The sequence below is a fragment of the Aeromicrobium sp. IC_218 genome (assembly GCF_004336805.1).
GTDB lineage: Bacteria > Actinomycetota > Actinomycetes > Propionibacteriales > Nocardioidaceae > Aeromicrobium.
On the sequence record NZ_SJXM01000007.1, the window covers coordinates 117,487 to 138,034 of the forward strand.

The 20,548-nt window shown below is 74.0% G+C and carries 19 protein-coding genes; 10 read left to right on the forward strand and 9 right to left on the reverse strand.

The window, feature by feature from the left end; all coding sequences use genetic code 11:
- Positions 1-79: 79 nt before the first annotated feature.
- From E0W78_RS10220 to E0W78_RS10230, 4 genes are all read left to right on the forward strand, one after another.
- Positions 80-3,160: a BTAD domain-containing putative transcriptional regulator gene (locus E0W78_RS10220; protein WP_131403849.1), complete on the forward strand. Its 3,081-nt coding sequence runs from the start codon at positions 80-82 to the stop codon at positions 3,158-3,160.
- A 78-nt stretch (positions 3,161-3,238) separates the two neighbouring features.
- Positions 3,239-3,415: a hypothetical protein gene (locus E0W78_RS16565; RefSeq protein ID WP_165570466.1), complete on the forward strand. Its 177-nt coding sequence runs from the start codon at positions 3,239-3,241 to the stop codon at positions 3,413-3,415.
- Between the two features lie 11 nt (positions 3,416-3,426).
- Positions 3,427-3,912, forward strand: coding sequence for a hypothetical protein (locus E0W78_RS10225; RefSeq protein ID WP_131403850.1), 486 nt, complete (start codon positions 3,427-3,429; stop codon positions 3,910-3,912).
- 96 nt (positions 3,913-4,008) lie between these two features.
- The gene (locus tag E0W78_RS10230; protein WP_131403851.1) at positions 4,009-4,587 is read left to right on the forward strand and encodes a helix-turn-helix transcriptional regulator; all 579 of its coding nucleotides are present in this window, start codon (positions 4,009-4,011) and stop codon (positions 4,585-4,587) included.
- A gap of 71 nt (positions 4,588-4,658) precedes the next feature.
- Here the strand turns inward: E0W78_RS10230 and E0W78_RS10235 are convergent, their stop codons facing one another.
- On the reverse strand, positions 4,659-5,252 hold the full coding sequence (locus E0W78_RS10235) for a TetR family transcriptional regulator (RefSeq protein WP_131403852.1): 594 nt from the start codon (positions 5,250-5,252) through the stop codon (positions 4,659-4,661).
- A gap of 77 nt (positions 5,253-5,329) precedes the next feature.
- Between E0W78_RS10235 and E0W78_RS10240 the strand changes: the two genes are divergently transcribed.
- Positions 5,330-6,286 carry an aldo/keto reductase gene (locus E0W78_RS10240; RefSeq protein ID WP_131403853.1) on the forward strand — a complete coding sequence of 319 codons (957 nt, stop codon included), beginning with the start codon at positions 5,330-5,332 and terminating at the stop codon, positions 6,284-6,286.
- Between the two features lie 68 nt (positions 6,287-6,354).
- Here the strand turns inward: E0W78_RS10240 and E0W78_RS10245 are convergent, their stop codons facing one another.
- Positions 6,355-8,007 (reverse strand): methyl-accepting chemotaxis protein, encoded by a 1,653-nt coding sequence (locus E0W78_RS10245; protein ID WP_131403854.1) that lies wholly within the window; start codon positions 8,005-8,007, stop codon positions 6,355-6,357.
- A gap of 157 nt (positions 8,008-8,164) precedes the next feature.
- Between E0W78_RS10245 and E0W78_RS10250 the strand changes: the two genes are divergently transcribed.
- The 3 genes from E0W78_RS10250 to E0W78_RS10260 are packed head-to-tail and all read left to right on the forward strand — an operon-like array spanning position 8,165 to position 9,613.
- Positions 8,165-8,686 (forward strand): hypothetical protein, encoded by a 522-nt coding sequence (locus E0W78_RS10250; RefSeq protein ID WP_131403855.1) that lies wholly within the window; start codon positions 8,165-8,167, stop codon positions 8,684-8,686.
- A gap of 37 nt (positions 8,687-8,723) precedes the next feature.
- Complete coding sequence (locus E0W78_RS10255) at positions 8,724-9,173, forward strand: YetF domain-containing protein (protein ID WP_131403856.1); 450 nt, start codon at positions 8,724-8,726, stop codon at positions 9,171-9,173.
- Positions 9,170-9,613, forward strand: a complete 444-nt coding sequence (locus tag E0W78_RS10260; protein WP_131403857.1) for a GNAT family N-acetyltransferase — start codon at positions 9,170-9,172, stop codon at positions 9,611-9,613. The genes E0W78_RS10255 and E0W78_RS10260 overlap by 4 nt, the downstream gene beginning before the upstream one ends.
- Before the next feature lies 1 nt (position 9,614).
- Here E0W78_RS10260 and E0W78_RS10265 read toward each other — a convergent pair whose 3' ends face one another.
- Positions 9,615-10,202, reverse strand: coding sequence for a TetR/AcrR family transcriptional regulator (locus E0W78_RS10265; RefSeq protein WP_165570467.1), 588 nt, complete (start codon positions 10,200-10,202; stop codon positions 9,615-9,617).
- Positions 10,203-10,282: 80 nt separating this feature from the next.
- Here E0W78_RS10265 and E0W78_RS10270 point away from each other — a divergent pair, with 80 nt between their 5' ends.
- Entirely contained in the window at positions 10,283-11,224 is a 942-nt protein-coding gene (locus E0W78_RS10270) for a proline dehydrogenase family protein (protein ID WP_131403859.1), read from the forward strand.
- A 1-nt stretch (position 11,225) separates the two neighbouring features.
- Here E0W78_RS10270 and E0W78_RS10275 read toward each other — a convergent pair whose 3' ends face one another.
- The 6 genes from E0W78_RS10275 to E0W78_RS10300 form a co-directional block, all read right to left on the reverse strand.
- Complete coding sequence (locus E0W78_RS10275; protein ID WP_242686308.1) at positions 11,226-12,587, reverse strand: NAD(P)/FAD-dependent oxidoreductase; 1,362 nt, start codon at positions 12,585-12,587, stop codon at positions 11,226-11,228.
- Positions 12,584-14,017 (reverse strand): gamma-aminobutyraldehyde dehydrogenase, encoded by a 1,434-nt coding sequence (locus E0W78_RS10280; protein ID WP_131403860.1) that lies wholly within the window; start codon positions 14,015-14,017, stop codon positions 12,584-12,586. Before E0W78_RS10280 ends, E0W78_RS10275 begins: the two co-directional genes overlap by 4 nt.
- A 106-nt stretch (positions 14,018-14,123) precedes the next feature.
- The gene (locus tag E0W78_RS10285) at positions 14,124-14,474 is read right to left on the reverse strand and encodes a cupin domain-containing protein (RefSeq protein ID WP_242686309.1); all 351 of its coding nucleotides are present in this window, start codon (positions 14,472-14,474) and stop codon (positions 14,124-14,126) included.
- A gap of 79 nt (positions 14,475-14,553) precedes the next feature.
- Positions 14,554-15,933: an FAD-dependent oxidoreductase gene (locus tag E0W78_RS10290; RefSeq protein ID WP_131403861.1), complete on the reverse strand. Its 1,380-nt coding sequence runs from the start codon at positions 15,931-15,933 to the stop codon at positions 14,554-14,556.
- The gene (locus E0W78_RS10295; protein WP_131403862.1) at positions 15,930-17,264 is read right to left on the reverse strand and encodes an aspartate aminotransferase family protein; all 1,335 of its coding nucleotides are present in this window, start codon (positions 17,262-17,264) and stop codon (positions 15,930-15,932) included. Before E0W78_RS10295 ends, E0W78_RS10290 begins: the two co-directional genes overlap by 4 nt.
- A complete protein-coding gene (locus E0W78_RS10300) occupies positions 17,257-18,777 on the reverse strand; it encodes a CoA-acylating methylmalonate-semialdehyde dehydrogenase (protein WP_131403863.1) in 1,521 nt (506 codons plus the stop codon). The genes E0W78_RS10295 and E0W78_RS10300 overlap by 8 nt, the downstream gene beginning before the upstream one ends.
- A gap of 115 nt (positions 18,778-18,892) precedes the next feature.
- Between E0W78_RS10300 and E0W78_RS10305 the strand changes: the two genes are divergently transcribed.
- A complete protein-coding gene (locus tag E0W78_RS10305) occupies positions 18,893-20,482 on the forward strand; it encodes a PucR family transcriptional regulator ligand-binding domain-containing protein (RefSeq protein ID WP_131403864.1) in 1,590 nt (529 codons plus the stop codon).
- The last annotated feature ends 66 nt before the right edge of the window (positions 20,483-20,548 follow it).

A 20,548-nucleotide genomic window follows, 5' to 3' on the forward strand; every position in this document is an offset into this window, starting at 1 on the left:
CGCCCACGGGCCCCGCGCGCGTGGGACGCTCTTCCCGACCGCCACCGGCCCGCACCGTCACCAGAAGGGACCCCAGCCCGTGACCACCGAGAGCCCGCGGATCGACGTCCTCGGTCCGCTGGAGGTCCGCGACGAGCACCGCCTCGTGGACGTGGGGCCGCGACGCAACCGCGAGGTCCTGGCCACCCTGCTCGTCCACGTCGGCGACGTCGTGTCGGTCGAGACCCTCATCGACGAGGTGTGGGGCGGGGCCGACGTCGCGCCCGGGTCCGTGCACGTCGTGGTCTCCCGGCTGCGCTCCCGGCTCGGCGCGAACCTGATCGAGACGCGCGCGCCCGGCTACCGGCTCTCCCCCGACCAGCACCGCACGGACGCCCAGGAGTTCGAGGCCCACCTGGCCGCGGCCCGCGACGCCGCTGACGCCGCGACGGCCCGTGACCGCATCCAGCAGGCGCTGTCGCTGTGGCGCGGCGACGCGTACGCCGACGTCCAGGTGCCGACGGTGCGCAGCGACGCCGAGCGCCTGCACCGGCTGCGGCTCGCCGCCCACCAGCGGCTGGCCGAGATCGACCTGTCGACCGGCCACCACGACGAGGTGGCGCGGCGGCTCGCCGTGCTCGTCGAGGCCTACCCGCTCGAGGAGGGTCTGCTCGTCCCGCTCATGCTCGCGCAGTACCGGTGCGGCCAGCAGGCCGAGGCGCTGGCCACGTACGAGCGGGCGCGTCGGGTGCTGGACGAGGAGCTCGGCCTGGAGCCGACGCCCGCCGTCCGGGAGATGCAGGGCCGCATCCTGCGCCACGACCCGTCCCTCGCCCCGGCGCCACCCTCGCCGACGTCCGGCCCGGTCGCCGGCGGATTCATCGGCCGCGCCGACGAGCTGAAGCGGCTGGACGACGCGCTGCGCCACGGCTGGACGACGACCGCCGGCGCTCCCGCCGTCGCCGCCGTGTTCGGCGAGGCCGGCATCGGCAAGACCCGCCTGGTCGAGGAGCTCGCCGACCGGGCCCGCGCCGAGGGCGTCGTCGTGGCCGTCGGACGCTGCCTGGAGAGCGAGGGCACGCCGCCGCTGTGGGCGTGGGAGCAGCTGCTGGCCGGCGTCGCCGCCCGGCTCGACCCGGCCGCCCGCGACGAGGCGCTCAGCGGCCGCGGGCACCTGGCCCGCCTGCTCGTGCCGACCGAGGGCGACGACCCGTCCGCGCTCGCCGGCGACGTCCCGGCGACCCGGCTGCACGACGCCGTCACCGCCTTCCTGGAGACCGTCGCCGCCGACCGCCCGGTGCTGCTCGTGCTCGAGGACGTCCACTGGGCCGACCCCGGCACGGTCGACCTGCTCGAGTACCTGGCCACCACCGCCCGCACCGGACGCCTGGCCGTGCTGCTGACCGTCCGTCGTCCGGACCTCGCCGACGCCGCGACCCGGCAGCTGACCGCCGCGCTGACGCGGGTCGGTGGCGCGGTCACCACCACGCTCGCCGGCATGGCGGTCGAGGAGGTGCGGGAGCTCGCGACGGGCAGCCTGGGCGCCGAGGTCTCACTCGCGACGGCCCGTACGCTGCGCGACCGCACCGACGGCAACCCCTTCTACGTCTCCGAGCTCGCCCGCCTGTACGGGGACGAGCGGCGCCGGACCGGTCGCGGCGACGCGCCCGTGCCCACCGGCGTGCAGGCCGTGATCGAGCGCCGGCTGCGGCACCTGCCACCCGGCGACGTGGACGTCCTGCAGGCCGCCGCCGTCGTCGGCCGCACGTTCGACCTGCTCGTGCTCGAGGACGTCAGCGCGGTCGGCCGCCTGGCCCTGCTCGAGACGATCGACCGCGGTGTGTCGGCCGGCGTGCTGACCGGCACCGACAGCGCGGTCGAGTTCCGCTTCGGCCACGCCCTCGTGCAGGAGGCGCTCATCGCGTCGGCCAGCCTGGCCCGCCGGGCCGCCGTGCACGCCGCGGTCGCGCAGTCGCTCGAGGCCCGCCACGGCGAGCAGCCGCACGCCGTCGCGGCCATCGCCCACCACTACGTGGCCGCCTACCCGCACGGCGATCCGGTCAAGGCGGTCGAGTACTCGTTGCGCGCCGCGTCCCTGGCCCAGCAGCGACTCGCGCTCGAGGACGCCGAGCGGCTCGTCCGGCGTGCTCTGCCGCTCGTCCAGGCGGTGCCGCCGGAGCAGGCCGTCGGCCTCGAGATCGCGCTGCGGGTCCGGCTGGGCACGCTGCTGACGCTGCGCCACGGCTACAACGGGCCCGGCGTCGCCGAGGAGCGCCGCCGGGTGCTCGCGCTCAGCGGTCCCGGTGTCGCCAGCGGCGACCTGTTCTCGGCCCACTGGGGCACCTGGGGCAACGCGCTCGTGTCCGGGCGCTTCGCGTCCGCGCGCAGCGCCGTGGACGTGATGCTGGAGACCGCCGACGCCACCGGCGACCCGATGCTCGCGCTCGCCGGGCACGTCGCCCGCGGGCAGACCGCCTGGCACGTCGGCGACCTGCACCGCGCCCGCCGTGACCTGGAGCGAGCGGTCGGTCTCGCCGACGACGCCACCGCGGCGTTCGACCTGGACCTCTGGCTGCAGCACCCGGGCATGCAGGCCCGCGTCTGGCTGGCCATGGTGCTCGCCCAGCAGGGCGACGTCGTGGCGTCCGACCGGGTCGCGCAGGACGCCCTGCGTCTGGCCGCCGGCGCCGACCACCCGTTCACGACCAGCTACGCCCACATCGTCGTCGGGCTGCGCGAGGTCCTGCTCGACCGGCCCGACGGGGCCGCGCGGCACGGCGGCCGCGCCATGGACGTCGCGGCCGAGAACGGCTTCCAGCAGCTGCAGGCGTTCGCGCTCGTCCCGCTGGGCTGGGGCCGCGGCCGCACGGGCGAGCCCGAGGCCGGGCTCGCCCAGCTCGCCGCCGCGATCGAGGCGTTCGGCGCGTTGCCGGACGGGCACATGTTCGGCCACCTCATGCTGAGGCTGTCGGCCGACCTGCACGCGGTCCTCGGCCACCACGACGAGGCGCTGCGGCTGACGGCCCAGGCCCTGGAGGAGTCGCGCCGCACCGGCGAGCGGTTCGACCTGGTCCGGCTGCACGCCCTGCGGGCCGGGCTCCTGCAGCCGCAGGACCCCACCGCCGCGGCGGCCGAGCGCGCCCTCGCCGACCACGCCGGGCCGGCGGACCCTCCCGCCTGACAGGTCCTCAGCAAGGTTCGTGAAAGCGCGCCCTCGCACAGTGGTGCCCCACCGCACCGGTGGCACGAGAGGACGCCCATGAGTCATTCCGCTGAGCAGCGCGACCCCGAGGTCTTCACGCTCGACCACCTCTTCGAGGGGGTGCCGGACCTCGTGGTCCCGACGTCCGTCGAGAGCCCCAGCACGGTGGACGAGCCCCCTGCGCCGGACGACCCCCTGGGGGACGCGACCGCCGCGCTTCCCGGGCCCTCCTGAGAGGAGGACCGATGTCCGACCCCGTCCTGCTCGTCCTCGCCCGGTCCCTCGGGGCCGGCGTCCTCGCGCTGGGTGCCCTGTCCGCGTGCACCGCGGACACCGACGCCGCGGCCGGACGTGCGAGCGTCCCGGCGACCGAGGCGCTCGAGTCCGACCTGCCCGACACGTGCGCCGACGGCTTCCCGTTCGCCCGGGAGCAGCCCGACCTCGGGACGTTGGAGAACGTCCCCGCCGACTGGCCCGAGCCACCCGTGCCCAGCACCCTGTGCGAGACCAGCACGACGCTCGACGACACCGTCGAGGTCGCGGGCTACGCGACCGATGCCGGCGAGGCCGCGATGCTCGACGCGTACGAGCAGGCCCTGACCGGGTACGACGTCGTCCGTGAGGACACGGGCGCCGGCGAGAAGCTGACCGCCACGTCGGCCGGCGGCACCGTCGAGGTCATGGCGCCGTCGCAGGGCACCTTCTCGGTGTTCTTCTCCCCCGCCGGCTGATCCGCCCGGCCGCGCAAGACCGATGAAAGGCCACTGAAAGCCCGCTCGCGTTGAGTGGGCACCACCGACCAGCACACCTCACAGGGAGCACGGACCATGAAGACCACGACGCTCGCGCGCCGCACCGTCGGCGCCACCCCGGCGCCCCAGATCGCGTGGCGACCGGAGCAGGCGGTGCTCGTCGTCGACCGCAGCGGCCGGGTGGTCGAGGCCGACGACGGTGCCCGCCGGCTGCTCGGCCCGCTGGGGCTGCGCCCGGACCTCGAGCCGACCGGCCGGGTCGCCTGCCTGGTCGGCGCGGTGTGGCGCCACTACGACGAGACGCACGCGCGGCTCGTCGCCCCGCAGCGCGCCGAGGCGTTCCAGGGACTCGTCGTGCGGGTCACGTTCCGCCGCACGACGGCCGGACGTCCCGAGGCGGTCATCGTCCTCAACCGCTCGGCCCGGTCCGAGGCGCTCGCCCGGCTCGCCGAGGAGAACGGCCTGACGCCGCGCGAGACCGAGGTCGTCGGCGCGGTGCTGACCGGCGGCTCGACCCGCGACCTCGCGGCGGCGCTGTCGCTGTCGCCGTACACCGTCCAGGACCACCTCAAGGCGGTCTTCGCCAAGTGCCAGGTGACCAGCCGGCTGCAGCTCACCGCGTTGGTGCTGGGTCACCTCGACGCCGCGCTCTGAGCCGGACGTCCGCCCGGACGACGACGGCCCGGACCCTGCTCGGCAGGGTCCGGGCCGTCGTGCGTGGTGGGTCAGACCGTGCGCATCCCGGCCTGCGTCTCGAACACGACGTCGGCCAGCTGGCCCAGCGGGGTCGCACCGTCCTGGCGCACCCACTCGAACAGGGCGCTGTCGAGCGCGGCCATGGCCGCGTGGGTCAGCACGCTCGCGCGCAGGTCGTCGCCCCCGTTGCGTCCGGCGACGACGGGGCGCAGCATCTCCTCCCACGCCAGGTGCTTCTCGAAGTGCGCCGCGCGCAGCGACGGGGCGCTCATGATGACGCGCATCATGGCCAGGCTGTAGCCCGGGTCCGCGTCCATGACGTCCAGCACCGGGTCCAGGCACCGGCGCAGCGAGGTCCAGAGGTCCTCGTCGGCCGGGCGCTGCTCGAGGGCGGCCCGGACGTGCGCGCCGAAGGCGATCGACCCGCTGACGAGCACGTCCTCCTTGGTGGCGAAGTAGCGGAAGAAGCTGCGCGGCGAGATGCCGGCGGCCGCGGCGATGTCCTCGGTCCGCGTCTCATCGAACCCGCGCTCGACGAAGAGGGCCAGCGCGGCGCGACGGACCTCGGCCCGCACCGCCTCGCGGGTGCGCTCGCGCAAGGTCTGACCGGGCTGCTGCTCCACGAGGTCGAGCGTACCGGGCTGCCGGACTTGGCAGTCTCTGCCAGACTAGGCTCACACTGTCAACGAGAGGACGCACCATGCAGCGACGCACGCTGGGCAGCCAGGGACTCGCCGTCTCCGAGGTCGGGTACGGCTCCATGGGGATCAACATGTTCTACGGCAGCAGCGACCACGACGAAGGCGTCCGCGCCATCCAGCGCGCCCACGACCTCGGCGTGACCCTGTTCGACACCGCCGAGCTGTACGGATGGGGCGAGAACGAGAAGCTCGTCGGCCGCGCGATCAAGGACTTCCGGGACGAGGTCGTCGTCGCCACCAAGTTCGGGTTCACGCGGGACTTCGGCCGCGACAGCCGCCCCGACCACGTGCGTGAGGTCGTCGAGAACAGCCTGCACAACCTCGACGTGGACGTCATCGACGTCGTCTACCAGCACCGGCTCGACCCGAGCGTGCCGATCGAGGACGTCGCCGGGACACTCAAGGAGCTGATCGACGAGGGCAAGGTCAAGCACTACGGCCTGTGCGAGGTCGGCCCCCGCACGATCGAGCGGGCCCACGCCGTGCACCCCGTGTCCGTCGTGCAGACCGAGTACTCGCTGTTCGCCCGCGAGGTCGAGACGATCTTCCCGACGCTCGACGAGCTGGGCATCGGGTTCGTGCCGTACTCCCCGCTGGCCCGCGGCTTCCTCGTAGGCTCGCCGCGTCCCGCCGCGGAGCACGAGGAGGACGACGCCCGCCGCAACCTGCCGTGGTGGCAGCCGGAGAACTTCGAGCACAACCGCGCCATCGTGGAGCGGCTGGCCACCATCGCCCAGGAGAAGGACGCGACCGTCCCGCAGCTCGCGCTCGCCTGGCTGCTCACCCGCGGCGAGCACGTCGTCCCGATCCCGGGCAGCCGCAGCCCGCAGCGGGTCGAGCAGAACGTCGCGGCGGCCACCCTCGACCTCACGGCCGACGATCTCGCGGCCATCGACGCGGCCCTGGGCGACGGCCCGCAGGGCGCCAGCACGGCGGAGGCCGCCAGCTGGGAGTGACCCGGACGCTCCGGACGACGACGGCCCGGACCCTGCTCGGCAGGGTCCGGGCCGTCTGTCGTAGCGGGTCAGACCTGGAAGTGGGCGACCGAGCCGCGCAGCTCGGCGGCCATGCGGGCGACCTCGTCGACCGCGGACTGGGTCTGGGCCAGCGCCTGGGTCGTGCCCGACGCGGCCTGGGAGACGCCGGCGATGTTGTCGGCGATCTGGCCCGACCCGGTCGAGGCCTCGGCCACGTTGCGGCTCATCTCGTTGGTCGTGGCCGTCTGCTCCTCGACCGCCGAGGCGATGGTCACCTGGTAGTCGTTGATCGAGGTGATGATCGACTCGATCTCGCTGATCGCCGAGACGGCGCCGCCGGTGTCGTTCTGGATCGTCTCGACCCGGCGGGCGATGTCCTCGGTCGCGCGGGCGGTCTCCTGAGCGAGCTCCTTGACCTCGTTGGCCACGACCGCGAAGCCCTTGCCGGCCTCACCGGCGCGGGCCGCCTCGATGGTGGCGTTCAGGGCCAGCAGGTTGGTCTGCTCGGCGATCGAGGTGATGACCTTGACGACGTTGCCGATCTCCTGGCTCGACTCGCCCAGCTTCGCGACCGTCTGGTTCGTCGCCTCGACCGTGCGGACGGCCTCGGACGCGACCCGGGCGGCCTCGTTGGCGGAGTGCGCGATCTCGCGGATCGAGGCCCCCATCTCGTCCGAGCCCGCCGAGACCGTCTGCACGTTGCGCGACACGTCCTCGGCCGCGCCCGAGACCAGGCCGGCCTGCACCGACGTCTCCTCCGCGCCCGCCGCGATCTGCTGCGAGGACGCCGACAGCTCCTCGGCCGCCGCCGCCAGCGCGTCCGAGGACGCCGTCACCGAGCCCATGAGGCCGCGCAGCGTCGCGGTGGCCTCGTCCAGGCTCGCGCTCATCTGACCGACCTCGTCGCGCGACGTCACGCCCGACGTCGCCGTCAGGTCACCCGCCGCCAACGACTCGGCCACCTTGCGCACCCGGCCCACGTTCGTGGCGATGCTCCGCGCGACCAGCAGGCCGATCACCAGGCACGCCGCCGCGCCGAGCAGCAGCACGAGGATGCCGGTGAAGCGCGCCTGCTCGTAGACGTCGCGGGCGTGCGCCGCGTCCTTGGCCGCCTGCGCGTCCTCGACCTCGGTGATCTCGGTCAGCGCCGCACCGATCTCCTTGGCGATCGGCACGCCGTACTCGTTGTTCGCCGCCGTCCAGCCGTCCAGGTCCTGGCGCTCGGCGAAGCGGGTCAGCCGCTCGTCGACCGTCGCGGTGTACTCCTGCATCGTCGCGCGCATCTGCTCGGCCTTGGCCTGGTCCGCGGCGGTGGGGCTGGTCTGCAGGTAGGCGTCGATCTGGTCGCTGAAGGTCTGCTGCAGGCCCTCGTACTCCTCGACGACGGCCTCGCGGTCGGGGCCGTCGCCGACCAGCAGGAGGTCGCGGATGCTCAGCGAGATGCTCTTGCGCGTCGCGTTCAGCTCGCCGAGCACCTTCACCGCCTGCACGTCCTGGACGTACATGCGCTCGCTCGTCTCGGCGCTGTCGGACAGCGCGTCGAGGCTGTAGACGCCCAGGACGGCCGCAGCCACGACGCCGGTCACGGCGGGCACGAGCACCTTGGTGCGCACCGGACGGCTCGACCACCAGCCGGCGAGTCCGCGGCCCCCGCTCCTGGGATCTCGGGTGCCGGGCTCGGACGGGGTGGTCTCGGACATGCGGTTTCCTCCTGAAACGATTCAGAGCCCGCCCCTCCTGGACGCAGCGCCGCCAGGCATCGGCGGGCCCGGCCCGGACCTGAGCGATGTGACAGGGCTCTCGCGGGGACGGCGCGGGGGTGGCTACGATCGGCGTCCGGCACGAGGAGGTCGAACCATGGGCGACAGGGAGACGATCCCGGTCCTGCAGGGGGTCGCAGGACCCGAGCGCGCCCGTCGCGCGCGGGCGTGGCGGCGCGTGGGCGTCGTCCTGCTGGGCCTCGTGGTGCTCGTCGCGTGCCTGGGCTGGCTGGGGCCGCGCGACACCAGCGGCTCCGCCGACGGGCCGGGACCGGCGCTGGAGCTGCAGCACCCGCTCGTGACCCGTGCCGGGCAGGACGCCGCCGTGGTGATCACCGTCGACTCCCCCGCGCCCGGCGCGTCGGTCGTGCTCGAGCTCGAGCCGGCCATGCTGGAGCGTCTCGGACTGGAGCTGATGTCGCCCGAGCCGTCGGCGCAGACCGGCGACGCCGACCGCGTGCGCCTCACGTTCGACGCCCCGCCGAGCGGTCCGCTCACCGTCAGCCTCTCCGGCCGCACGCCCACCGAGGCCCGCGCCGGACGGTTCTCGTACTCGGTGCGCGCGCCGGGCCCGGACGGCGTCACCGAGGTCGGCGGCCGGACGTGGGTGCTGCCGTGAAGCGTCCCGTCGTCAACAACGTCGCGGAGGAGCCCCGATGAGCATCGTGATCAGCGCGACCGTCGTCTTCGTCCTGGTGTGGCTGGTCGTGCGCATCGTGGGCAAGCGCGAGCTGAGCGAGCTGTCCGCCTTCGACTTCGTCATCCTCGTCGTCGTGGGCGACCTGGTCGCCGAGGGCGTCATCAGCGAGGACACGTCGGTGACCGGCGCGGTCGTCGCCGTCGCGACCATCGCCCTGCTCACGGTGGGCACGTCGTGGCTGTCGTGGAAGCTGCCGCGCCGGCGCTCGTTCTTCGAGGGCGTGCCGACCCTGCTGGTGCGGGACGGACGCATCATCCACGAGTCGCTGCGGATCGAGCGCCTCGACGAGGCCGACCTGCTCGCCGCCGCCCGCACGAACGGCATCGAGCACCTCGAGGACGTGAAGTGGGCCGTGCTCGAGCAGGACGGCTCGTTCTCGTTCTTCGCCGACGAGAAGCGCTCATGACGTCGCCGGCCGTCCGCCCCGCGACGCCCGACGACCACCCCGCCCTGGTGCAGGTGTGGCGCCGGGCCGTCGAGGCGACCCACGACTTCCTGAGCCCCGCGGACGTCGACTTCTACGAGCGGGCGGTCACGTCCTACCTGCCCCGCATGGCCGACCTGCGCGTGGTCGACGGACCGGACGGACGTCCCGCGGGGTTCGTCGCCCAGGACGACGGCGAGATCCACATGCTGTTCGTCGATCCCGCGGTCCACGGCCGGGGCCTGGGCACGCGGCTGCTCGACGCCGTCGCCGCGGACCAGCCGGTGCTGCGGCTGGACGTGAACGAGCAGAACGAGAGCGGCCGGCGCTTCTACGCCGCCCGTGGGTTCACCCAGGTCGGACGTTCGCCGCTGGACGGCGAAGGACGTCCGTTCCCCCTGCTGCACCTGCGCCGCGGCTGAGTCAGTCCTCGTCGACCTGGCCGAGCATCCGCTCGACCGCCTCCACCTGCTGGGCCGCGGGATAGCTCTCGGCGTCGAAGATCGACAGCGCGTTCAGGCCCTCGGTGAGGGCGGCGAGGCCGGTGCCGAGCTGCTCGTGCCGGGCGTCGTCCCAGTCCGGGCGCACGGCACGGGTGAGCCGGCCGAGCCGCGCCAGCAGCGCGCGGTTGCCGCGCAGGTGGTGCTCGGCGATGGTCGCGTCGGCGATCGCGGCGGCCAGGAAGCTCACCCACACGCGTGCCTCGTCCTCGCCGGAACGGGGCGCCGTCAGCAGCGTCACCGTCACCGCCCGCAGCGCCTCGCGGGGACTCGCCGCCTCGGCCTCGAGCGCGTCCAGCCGTGCGGCCGCACGCCGGAGCAGCAGCTCGCGGGCGTGCGCGACGAGGTCGCGCTTGGCCGGGAAGGTGTGGAACACCAGGCCGGTGGTGCAGCCGGCCCGCTCGGCGACCGCGCGCACCGTGAGGCCGGTGATGCCGCGCTCGGCCGCCACCGCCCACGTGGCCGCCGACAGGTCGGCGCGCTGCTTGTCGATGTCCCGCGTGCGTGCCACGTCGATCCTCCCTCGGGGTCTTCCGCCGCACCGTATCATCTGTTACGGTAACGCTCGATACGGAAAGACGGAGGACCGAGATGGACGACCCGACCCGCGCGCTCGCCGCGCAGACCCTGCGCCGCTGGGCGCTCGACGAGCAGCTCAAGACGCGCGTGATGTCGTCGCCCGAGCTCGCCGCGATCGCCACGACGGTGGCGCGGCGGTACACGGCCGGCGAGACGATCGCCGACGCGCTCGCGTCCGCTCGCCGCAGCCAGGCGTCCGGCCACCTGGCCAGCATCGAGTACACCGGCGAGAGCGTGCGGGACGCGGCCCTGGCCGACGCCGAGGCCCAGGTCTTCGTCGACCTCGTCACCGCGATGCGCGCCGACGGCGTGGTGGCGACGGTCTCGGGCGACCTGTCGCACGTCGGCCTGCTGCAGTCGCCCGAGCAGGCGCTCGCGAACGCCTCGATGATCGCCGCCGCGCTGGAGCCGCTGGGCACCGCCTTCATGATCTCGGCGGAGGGCTCGGACCGCACCGACGCGGTGCTGGACGTCTACGAGGCGCTGTCCGCCCGGCACGCGAACGTCGGCATCACGCTCCAGGCCCGGCTGCACCGCTCCCCCGCCGACCTCGACCGGCTGCTCGCCCTGCCCGGCCGCATCCGGCTGGTGAAGGGGGCGTTCCTCGAGGACGAGTCGGTCGCGCTGCGCCGCGACGACCCCGCCCTGGCCGACCGGTACGCCGAGCTGGCCCGCCGCATCGGCGAGGCCGGGCACCCGGTCGCGGTCGCCACCCACGACGAGGTGCTGCTGCGCCGGGTGCTGGACGCCCCGTCGCTGCCCGACGACACCGAGGTCGAGATGCTGCTCGGCCTGGGCACCGACCTGCTGGCGCGGCTGCGCGCCGAGGGGCGCACCACCCGCGAGTACTCGATCTTCGGGCGCGAGTGGTGGCTGTACGTGCTCAACCGCGTCGCCGAGCACCCCGAGCGCGTCGTCGCGGCCGTCGCCGACCTGGGCGCGTCCGCCGGCTAGCTCAGTCCGTCAGGAAGCGGCGGGCCACGGCCTCGCCCATGCGCAGGGCGCCGTCGACGTGCTGGAAGCCCAGCCCGGCGACGTCGCTGCTGGCGAACGCGATCGGCCCGACGTCCTCGCGCAGGTGCGCGCCGTAGCGGGTGAGGGAGCCGATGTCGAAGCTCGTCGCGTACGCGCCGGCCGTCCACTCCTCGTCCATCCACGGGCTCTCGTAGTACGCCACCGGCTCGAGCGCCTGCGGGCCGAAGTACGAGGCCACCGACTCCAGCACACGGCGGCGCCGCTCGTCGGCGTCCAGGGCCAGCACCTCGTCGGCGTGGACGTCGGACACGAACCCGACCAGCGTGCCGCGGGTCTCCCCCGCCACGTCCTCGTTGCTGTTGTCGTACGCCTCGTGGACGAGCTCGTACGGGCTGAACGCGGTGCCCGAGAGCCCGGCGTCGCGCCAGAACGGCGTCGCGTAGGTCAGGTGCAGCTTGAGCACGAGGCCGAACGACTGGTGCTGGCGCATCTGGCTGTGGATCGCCGGCAGCGCGGGCTCGAAGCCGATGCGCGAGACGTGCGTCGGCGGCAGGGCCAGCAGCACCCGGCGGGCCGCGAACGTCGCGTCGTCGGTCGAGACCGTCGCGCCCTCGGACGTCCACGCCACGTGCCGCACCGGCGACGAGAGCCGCACCGCGTCCCCGAGCCGCTCGGCCAGTGCGAGCGGGACGCCCTGCAGGCCGCCCACGACGCGGCGGTCGAGGATGAAGTCGGCGTCGACGAGGTGGCTGAAGCTGCCCGCCGAGGCGGCCATGAGCACGGCCGACAGCGCCGAGAACCCGTGCGTCGGCTTGGTCAGCATGGCCGGGCCGATGTACAGCCCGACGTTGTCGCGGGCCTCCTGGTCGTCGGTCTGCTGATCCAGCCACGTCGCGAACGAGATCCGGTCCAGGGCCTCGGCATCCGGGTGGTTCCACGGCTCGAGCGGGTCCATGAGGGACGCGAGCCGATCGAGCTCGGCGGTGAGCCGGTCGACCTCCGCGGCGGTCCGCTCGCTCACCGGGAACGCCTCGCCGGTGAAGGTGCGGCGCACGCCGTCGCGCCCGACGTACACCGACTCGCCCTCGCGGTGGCGCTCGTACGTCTTCAGCCCCAGCTCGTCCAGCATCGCCAGCAGGGCGGACTGGTCGGGCGAGACCCACTGGCCGCCGACCTCCAGGCGCACGCCGTCGACGTCCTGCGTCAGCAGGCGTCCGCCGACGCGGTCGCGGGCCTCGAGCACGACCACCGAGCGTCCGGCCTCCTGCAGCCGGACGGCCGCGGTCAGGCCGGTCGCGCCGGCGCCGACCACGACGACGTCGACCTGCTCCACGGCGCTCACGCGCCCGTGTAGGACATGACGTGCTTGATGCGCGTGTAGTCCTCCAGGCCGTACATGGACAGGTCCTTGCCGTAGCCGGAGTGCTTGAAGCCGCCGTGCGGCATCTCCGAGACGTACGGGATGTGGGTGTTGATCCACACGACGCCGAAGTCCAGGCCGCGCGACATGCGCATCGCGGTGCCGTGGTCCGTCGTCCAGACGCTCGATGCCAGGCCGTAGCGGACGTCGTTGGCCAGGCGCAGCGCCTCGGCCTCGTCGCCGAACTCCTGCACGGTGATGACCGGGCCGAAGATCTCGTCCTGCACCTGCTCGTCGTCCTGGCGCAGGCCGGCGAGCACGGTCGGCTCGTAGAAGTAGCCCTGGTCGCCCTGGCGGCGTCCGCCGGCCTCGACCGTGGCGTGGTCGGGCAGCCGGTCGACCATGCCGGCCACGCGGGCGAGCTGGTCGGCGTTGTTGACCGCGCCGTAGTAGGCGTCGGCGTCGTCCGGACGGCCGGTGCGCGTCGCCTTGGCCTGCTCGGCCAGCGCGGCCACGAAGTCGCGGTAGACGCCCTTCCCGGCGAGCACGCGGGTGGCCGCGGTGCAGTCCTGTCCGGCGTTGAAGTAGCCGGCCCCGGCGATGGCCTCGGCCGCCTTCTCGACGTCGGCGTCGTCGAACACCACGACCGGCGCCTTGCCGCCGAGCTCGAGGTGGACGCGCTTGAGGTCGGTGGCGGCCGCCCCGGCGACCTCCATGCCGGCGCGCACCGAGCCGGTGATGGCGACCATCTGCGGCGTGCGGTGCGCGACCAGCGCGCGGCCGGTGTCGCGGTCGCCGGTGACGACGTTGAGGACGCCCGGCGGCAGGAACTCCTGCGCGAGCTCTGCCATCAGCGTCGACGTCGCGGGCGTCGTGTCGGACGGCTTGAGCACGACGGTGTTGCCCGCGGCCAGGGCCGGGGCGATCTTCCAGACCATCATCGGCAGCGGGTAGTTCCAGGGCGTCACCTGGCCGATGACGCCGATCGGCTCGCGGCGCACGTAGGACGTGTGGTCGGCCAGGTACTCGCCGGCCGACTTGCCCTCCATGACGCGGCACGCGCCGGCGAAGAAGCGGAAGTGGTCGACCGTCGGCGGCATCTCCTCGCTCATCGTGATCGCGAGCGGCTTGCCGGTGTCGCGCGACTCGGCCGCGACGAACTCCTCGGCGCGCGCCTCGAGGGCGTCGGCGATCTTGAGCAGCGCGAGCATGCGCTCCTGCGGGGTCGTGCGGCCCCAGGTCTCGAAGGCTCGCTCGGCGGCGGCGTAGGCGCGGTCGACGTCCTCGGCGGCCGAGAGCGGCGCCTGCGCGTAGACCTGGCCGGTGCTGGGGTCGATCACGTCGTACGTGCGGCCGTCCGCGGCGGGGACGAGCCGGCCGTCGACGACGTTGGAGAAGGTGGTGTCGGTCACGCGGACAACGTACCCGAACCCACCGATTCCGTCGAGGATCGGCGGATGAACCTTCTGATACCGAAGCGTTTCGGGCAGATCACGGACGAGATCGTCAGTCCGAGGCTCAGGCCAGGTACAGCTTGCGCAGCCGCTCGGTGACGTCCCAGCGCGTACGGTCGCCCGCGTGCAGGCGCACCGCGACGCCCGGCCGCAGCGCGAGGCTGCTGCCGTCGTCGAAGGTGACGGTCGCGGCGCCGGCCAGCACGACGAACACCTCGTCGACCTCGGTGTCGTGGTCCGTGCCCGGACCGGCCTCCCACAGCCCGACCTCGGTGTGGCCGAGCTCGCCGAGCACGGTCGAGGACGTCGGCAGGGTGCCGCCGGCGTCGTCGCGCAGCAGCTCGTGCGCCTGCACGTCCGCCGCCAGCAGCCGCTCGTCCGCCTTGGTCGTCCCGGGCTCGCTCCGATCACTCACGAGCGGACCTCCGTGAAGAAGAAGGCACGATACGGACGCCCGCCCGTGACCCGCTGGATGGTTCGCTCGCTCCGCTCGCTCACGAGTCGAACCCTAGGCCGAGCCGGTCGAGCAGGCGGAGCCACAGGTTGCGCCGGCCGGTGCGGTCCTCGCGGCCCATCGCCCAGCTGGTGAGCGTGATGCCGATCCAGGCCAAGGGCTCGGGCGGGAAGGGCAGCGGACGCCGCCGCACCATCTCCAGCTCCGTCCGCTCGGTCCGGCGGCCGTCGAGCAGGTCCAGCACGACGTCCGCCGCGAACCGCGACGCGCCGACGCCGAGGCCGGTGAAGCCCGTGGCGTACGCGGTGCGTCCGCGGTGGGCGGTGCCGAAGAACGCGCAGAACCGGGTGGAGGTGTCGATGACGCCGGACCAGCGGTGCGTGAACCGCACGCCGCCCAGCTGCGGGAAGGTCTCGGCGAAGTGCCGGGCGAGCGTCTCGAACGTCGCGGTGCGGTCCTCGTGACCGGCGTCGATCGAGCGACCGAAGTGGTAGATCGCGTCGTAGCCGCCGAACAGGATCCGCCGGTCCGGGGTGATCCGGTAGTAGTGGAAGTGGTTGCCGGAGTCGGCGATGCCGAAGGCCGGGTCCCAGCCGATCGCCTCCAGCTGGGCGTCCGTGAGCGGCTCGGTGGCCAGCACGTAGTCGTAGACCGGCACCGTGCCCAGGCGGGTGCGGCGCAGGGGCCCGCGGAACGCGTTCGTCGCCACCACGACCCGGGCCGCGCGCACCGTGCCGGACGCGGTCGTCGCCTCGACCGCGCCACCGCGACGTGCCAGCCGGTCGATAGTGGTCTGCTCGACGATCGTGCCGCCGAGGCTCTCGACCGCGGCGGCCAGGCCCCAGGCGAGCCGGGCGGGATCGACCAGCGCGCACTCCTCGGGACCGTCGAGCCGTCCGGCCAGGTAGGTCGGCGAGTCGGCCAAGGCCCGCACGGCTTCGGCGTCCAGGAAGCCCGGCTCGTCCGGCTCCAGCCACGCGACCTCGTGCGGACGGGTCGCGACCGAGAGCTGTCCGCCGCGGACGAAGCCGCACTCGATGCCGTACCGCTCGACCGTCCGCTCGATCTCGTCGAGGTTGCGCACGCCCATCGCGTGCAGGGCGTCGTACTCGCCGGGCCAGCGCGTGCGCCCGTTCGCCTCGCCGTGGGTGATCGAGGCCTCGCAGAACCCGCCGTTGCGCCCGGTGGCGTGCTCGGCGACCCGGTCGCGCTCGACGAGCAGCACCCGGCGTCCGGGCTCGCGCTCGAGCGCGCGCAGGGCCGTCCACAGGCCGGTGAACCCGCCGCCGACGACCAGCAGGTCGACCGACACGTCCGCGGCCAGCGCCGGCCGTGGGTCGGGCCGGTCGGCGGTGTCGAGCCACAACGGACGCAGCACCGTCCCGGCGAGCGCGTCGGACCGGCCGGACGTCACGGTCACGCCGACGCCTCGGCCAGGGCCTCGCCGAGGCTGGCGATCGCCTCGCGCACCTGCTCGGCGGTCGTGGTCAGCGGCGGCACGAGGTGGATGCGGTTGGCGTTCGCCATGGGCAGCAGGCCGCGGCGCTTGCAGGCGGCCACCACCGCACCGACCCGGGCGGCGTCGAGCGGCTCGCGGGTCTGCGGGTCGGCGACCAGCTCGACGGCCCAGAACGCGCCGGTGCCGCGGGCCTCGCCGACCCAGGCGTGCTCGTCGGCGAGCGCGGCCAGGCCGGGCGCGAACACCTCGGCGCCCAGGGCGGCCGCGTGCTCGACGACGCGCTCGTCCTCCATCGTCCGGATCGTCGCGACGGCGGCCGCCGCGGCCAGCGGGTGCCCGGAGTAGGTGAGCCCGCCGGGGTAGACCCGCTCGTCGAAGGTCGCCGCGATCGCCGGGCTGATGGCCACGCCGCCCATCGGGACGTAGCCGGAGTTCACGCCCTTGGCGAAGGTGAGCAGGTCCGGGACGACGTCGTCGCGGTCGATGGCGAACCAGCGGCCGGCGCGGCCGAACCCGGCCATCACCTCGTCGGCGATCATGACGATGCCGAACCGGTCGCACAGCTCGCGCACCCCGGCCAGGTAGCCGGCCGGCGGCAGCATGATGCCCGCGGTGCCGGGGATCGACTCCAGCACGATGGCCCCGATCGTGGTCGGACCCTCCAGGACGATCGTCTGCTCGAGGTGCTCCAGCGCCCGCTCGCACTCCTCCGCCTCGGTCTGCGCGTGGAAGGCGCTGCGGTACAGGTACGGGCCGAAGAAGTGCACCGTGCCGGTCGAGGCGTGGTCGTTGTCGTGCCGGCGCCAGTCGCCGGTCACGTTGACCGCCAGCTGGGTGCCGCCGTGGTACGAGCGGTACGTCGAGAGCACCTTGTGGCGTCCGGTGTGCAGCCGGGCCATGCGGATGGCGTGCTCGTTGGCGTCCGCGCCGCCGTTGGTGAAGAACACCTTGTCCAGGTCGCCGGGCGTGTGCGAGGCGATGAGCCGCGCGGCCTCCGAACGCGCGGCGTTCGCGAACGCCGGCGCCACCGTGCACAGGTGCGCGGCCTGCTCCTGGATCGCCGCGACGACGCGCGGGTGCTGGTGGCCGAGGTTGGTGAACACCAGCTGGGACGTGAAGTCCAGGTAGCGGTCGCCCGCGCCGTCCCAGACGTGCGAGCCCTCGGCCTTGGTGACCACCATCGGCGTCAGGGCGCCCTGGGCGGACCAGGAGTGGAAGACGTGCGCGCGGTCCAGCTCGTACGTGCGCTCGGGCGTGAGGTCGACCAGCTCGGTCGTCGTCGGCTCAGACATTGCGCGGGAACCCCAGCTCGAGGCCGCCGGTGGGCCGGTTGGCCGGGTCGATCCAGCGGCTGGTGACGACCTTGCCGCGGGTGAAGAAGTGGACGCCCTCGACGCCGTGCGCGTGGGTGTCGCCGAACAGCGACTTCTTCCAGCCGCCGAAGGAGTAGTAGGCGACCGGCACCGGGACCGGCACGTTGACGCCGATCATGCCGACGGTCACGTCCGACTCGAACCGGCGGGCCGCTCCCCCGTCGTTGGTGAAGATCGCGGTGCCGTTGCCGTAGGGGTTGGCGTTGATGAGCGCGACGGCCTCGTCGTAGGTGTCGACGCGGACGACCGACAGCACGGGGCCGAAGATCTCCTCGGTGTAGACGTCCATCTCGGGCGTGACGTGGTCGAACAGGGTGGGGCCGAGGTAGAAGCCGCCCTCGGCGCCCCGGGCGGCGACGTCGCGTCCGTCGACGACGACCTTGGCGCCGGCCTGCTCGCCGGAGTCGATGAACGAGGCGACCTTGTCGCGGTGGGCCTGGGTGACGAGCGGACCCATGTCGGCCTCGCGCTCGGCGCCGGCCTCGGCGCTGCCGTCGCCGACCAGGATCGTCCGCGTGCGGTCGGCGATGCGGGCGACGAGCTCGTCGGCCACCTCGCCGACGGCCACCAGGACGCTGACCGCCATGCAGCGCTCGCCGGCGCTGCCGTAGCCGGCGTTGACCGCCGCGTCGGCGGCGACGTCCAGGTCGGCGTCGGGCAGCACCACCATGTGGTTCTTGGCGCCGCCGAGGGCCTGGACGCGCTTGCCGTGGCGCGACGCGGTCTCGTAGACGTACTCGGCGATCGGGGTGGAGCCCACGAAGCTGACCGCCTGGACGACCGGGCTCTCCAGCAGCGCGTCGACGGCGACCTTGTCGCCCTGCAGCACGGTGAAGACGCCGTCGGGCAGGCCGGCCTCCTTCCACAGCGCGGCCAGCCACAGCGACGCGGACGGGTCCTTCTCGCTCGGCTTCAGCACGACGGCGTTGCCGGCCGCGATGGCGACCGGGAAGAACCACATGGGCACCATCGCCGGGAAGTTGAACGGGCTGATGATGCCGACGACGCCGAGCGGCTCGCGGCGCGAGTGCACGTCGATGCCGGTCGAGACCTGCGGCGACTGCCCGCCCTTGAGCAGGTGCGAGATGCCGCACGCGAACTCCACGACCTCCTGGCCGCGGGCGATCTCGCCCAGCGCGTCGGAGTGGACCTTGCCGTGCTCGGCGGTGATGAGCGCCGCGAGCTCCTCCTTGCGGGCGTTCAGCAGCTCGCGGAAGGCGAAGACGACCTGGGTGCGCCGGGCCAGCGACGTCCGGCCCCACTCCGCGGCGGCGGCGTCCGCGGTGGCGATGACGTGCGCGGCGTCCTCGGCCGACGCGAGCGCGACGCGTCCGGTCACCTCGCCGGTCGCCGGGTTGGTCACGTCGGCGTAGCGGTCGCTCGTGCCGGCGAACGGCTCGCCCGCGGCCCAGTGCGCGATGGTGGTCGTCATGAGGGTCCTCCCTGTCGGTCTGGGACGATCCTCCCGGAAAGCCGCTCGCCGCGGTGCCGACGTTCCGTAGGATCTCGTGCGCGCGACCGACGCGGTGTCGGACGGAGGAGGTCGGATGCTCACGCTCAGCGACGTGCTGGCCATGTCGGCGGTGCGCAGCGCCGACCCGGCGGTGCTGGCCGCCGGCCACCTGGTCGACCGTCCGGTGCGCTGGGTGCACACCACCGAGCTGGCCGACATCGCCCCGCTGCTGCGCGGCGGCGACCTGGTGCTGACCACCGGTATCGCCCTGCCCGACCACGACGAGGCGCTGCGCGGGTTCGTCCGCAGCCTGGTCGACTCCGACGCCGTCGGCCTCATGGTCGAGCTCGGACGTCGCTGGTCGAGCCTGCCGCCGGCGCTGGTCGGAGCGTGCGACGAGCTCGGCCTGCCGCTCGTCGCGCTGCGCCGCGAGGTGCGCTTCGCCGCGATCACCCAGGCCGTCGGCGAGCGCCTGGTCGACGAGCAGCTCGAGGAGCTGCGCGAGTCCCAGCGCGTCCACGAGACCTTCACCGAGCTGAGCATCGCCGAGGCCGGCCCGGACGAGATCCTGGCCGCGGTCGAGCGGCTGGCCGGCGCGCCGGTCGTCCTGGAGAGCGCCCAGCACCGGGTCGTCGACTACCGGCCCGGCCCCGGCGCCTCGACCCACTTCCTGGACGACTGGGAACGCCGCTCGCGCACCGTGCGCAGCGACGAGCGGACGTTCTGGGACCCCAGCAACGGCTGGCTGGTCACCGGGCTGGGTCGCCGCGAGCGCGAGTGGGGCCGGCTGGTCATCGGGGCCACCGCCGAGCCCGCCGCCCGGCTGGTGACCGTCGCCGAGCGCGGCGCCGCCGCCCTGGCCATGCACCGCCTGCACGACCGCACCCGCGACAGCCGTGTGCGCCGGGCCCACCACGAGCTCGTCCTCGGGATGCTCGCCGGACCGCCCGACGCCGAGCTCGTCCGCCGGGCCGAGCTGGCCGGGCTGCCCGCCCGGCCGGGACACGTCGTGGGCCTCGCGCTGCGCCCGGCCGGGGACGAGCCGCTCAGCGGCCAGTCCGCGGCGCTCGACACGCTGGTCATGGCCTGCACGCGCGGCGTCCAGGCGATCGGCCTCCACGCGCTGGTCGCCGCGTTCGAGAGCGACGTGCGGCTGCTGGTGACGGTGCCGGCCCGGCAGGACCCCGAGCGGGCCGTCGACCGGCTGGTCGAGCACGTCCGCACCCGGGTGGCCCTGGTCGCCGCGGCCGGCACGCGCGTGCCGGACCTGCGGTCGGCCGACCGCACGCTGCGCGAGGCGATGCAGGTGATGGCGGCCGTCGCCGGCCGGCCCGGACGCGACCGTGGCGTGAACCGGCTGCACGACGTCCACCTGCGCGGCCTGCTCGTGCTGCTCCACGACGACGACCGCCTGCGCGCCTTCGCCGAGCGCGAGCTCGCCCCGGTCGAGCGGGCCGACGCCCGCGACGGCACCGACCTGATGGGCGTCCTGCGTGCGGTGCTCGAGCACTGGGGCAGCAAGGCGGCGGCCGCCGCGGCGCTGGGCGTCTCGCGTCCGGTGCTCTACGACCGCCTGGCCAAGCTCGAGCGCGTCCTGGACGCGTCCCTCACCGAGGCCGAGGTGCGCACCTCCCTGCACGCCGCGCTGCTGGCCACCGACCTGCAGCGCTCCCCCACGCGCTGAGTGTGACGTTTCGGGGGTGAGAACGACCGTTCCACCCCCGAAACGTCACACTCAGCGAGGACGGGA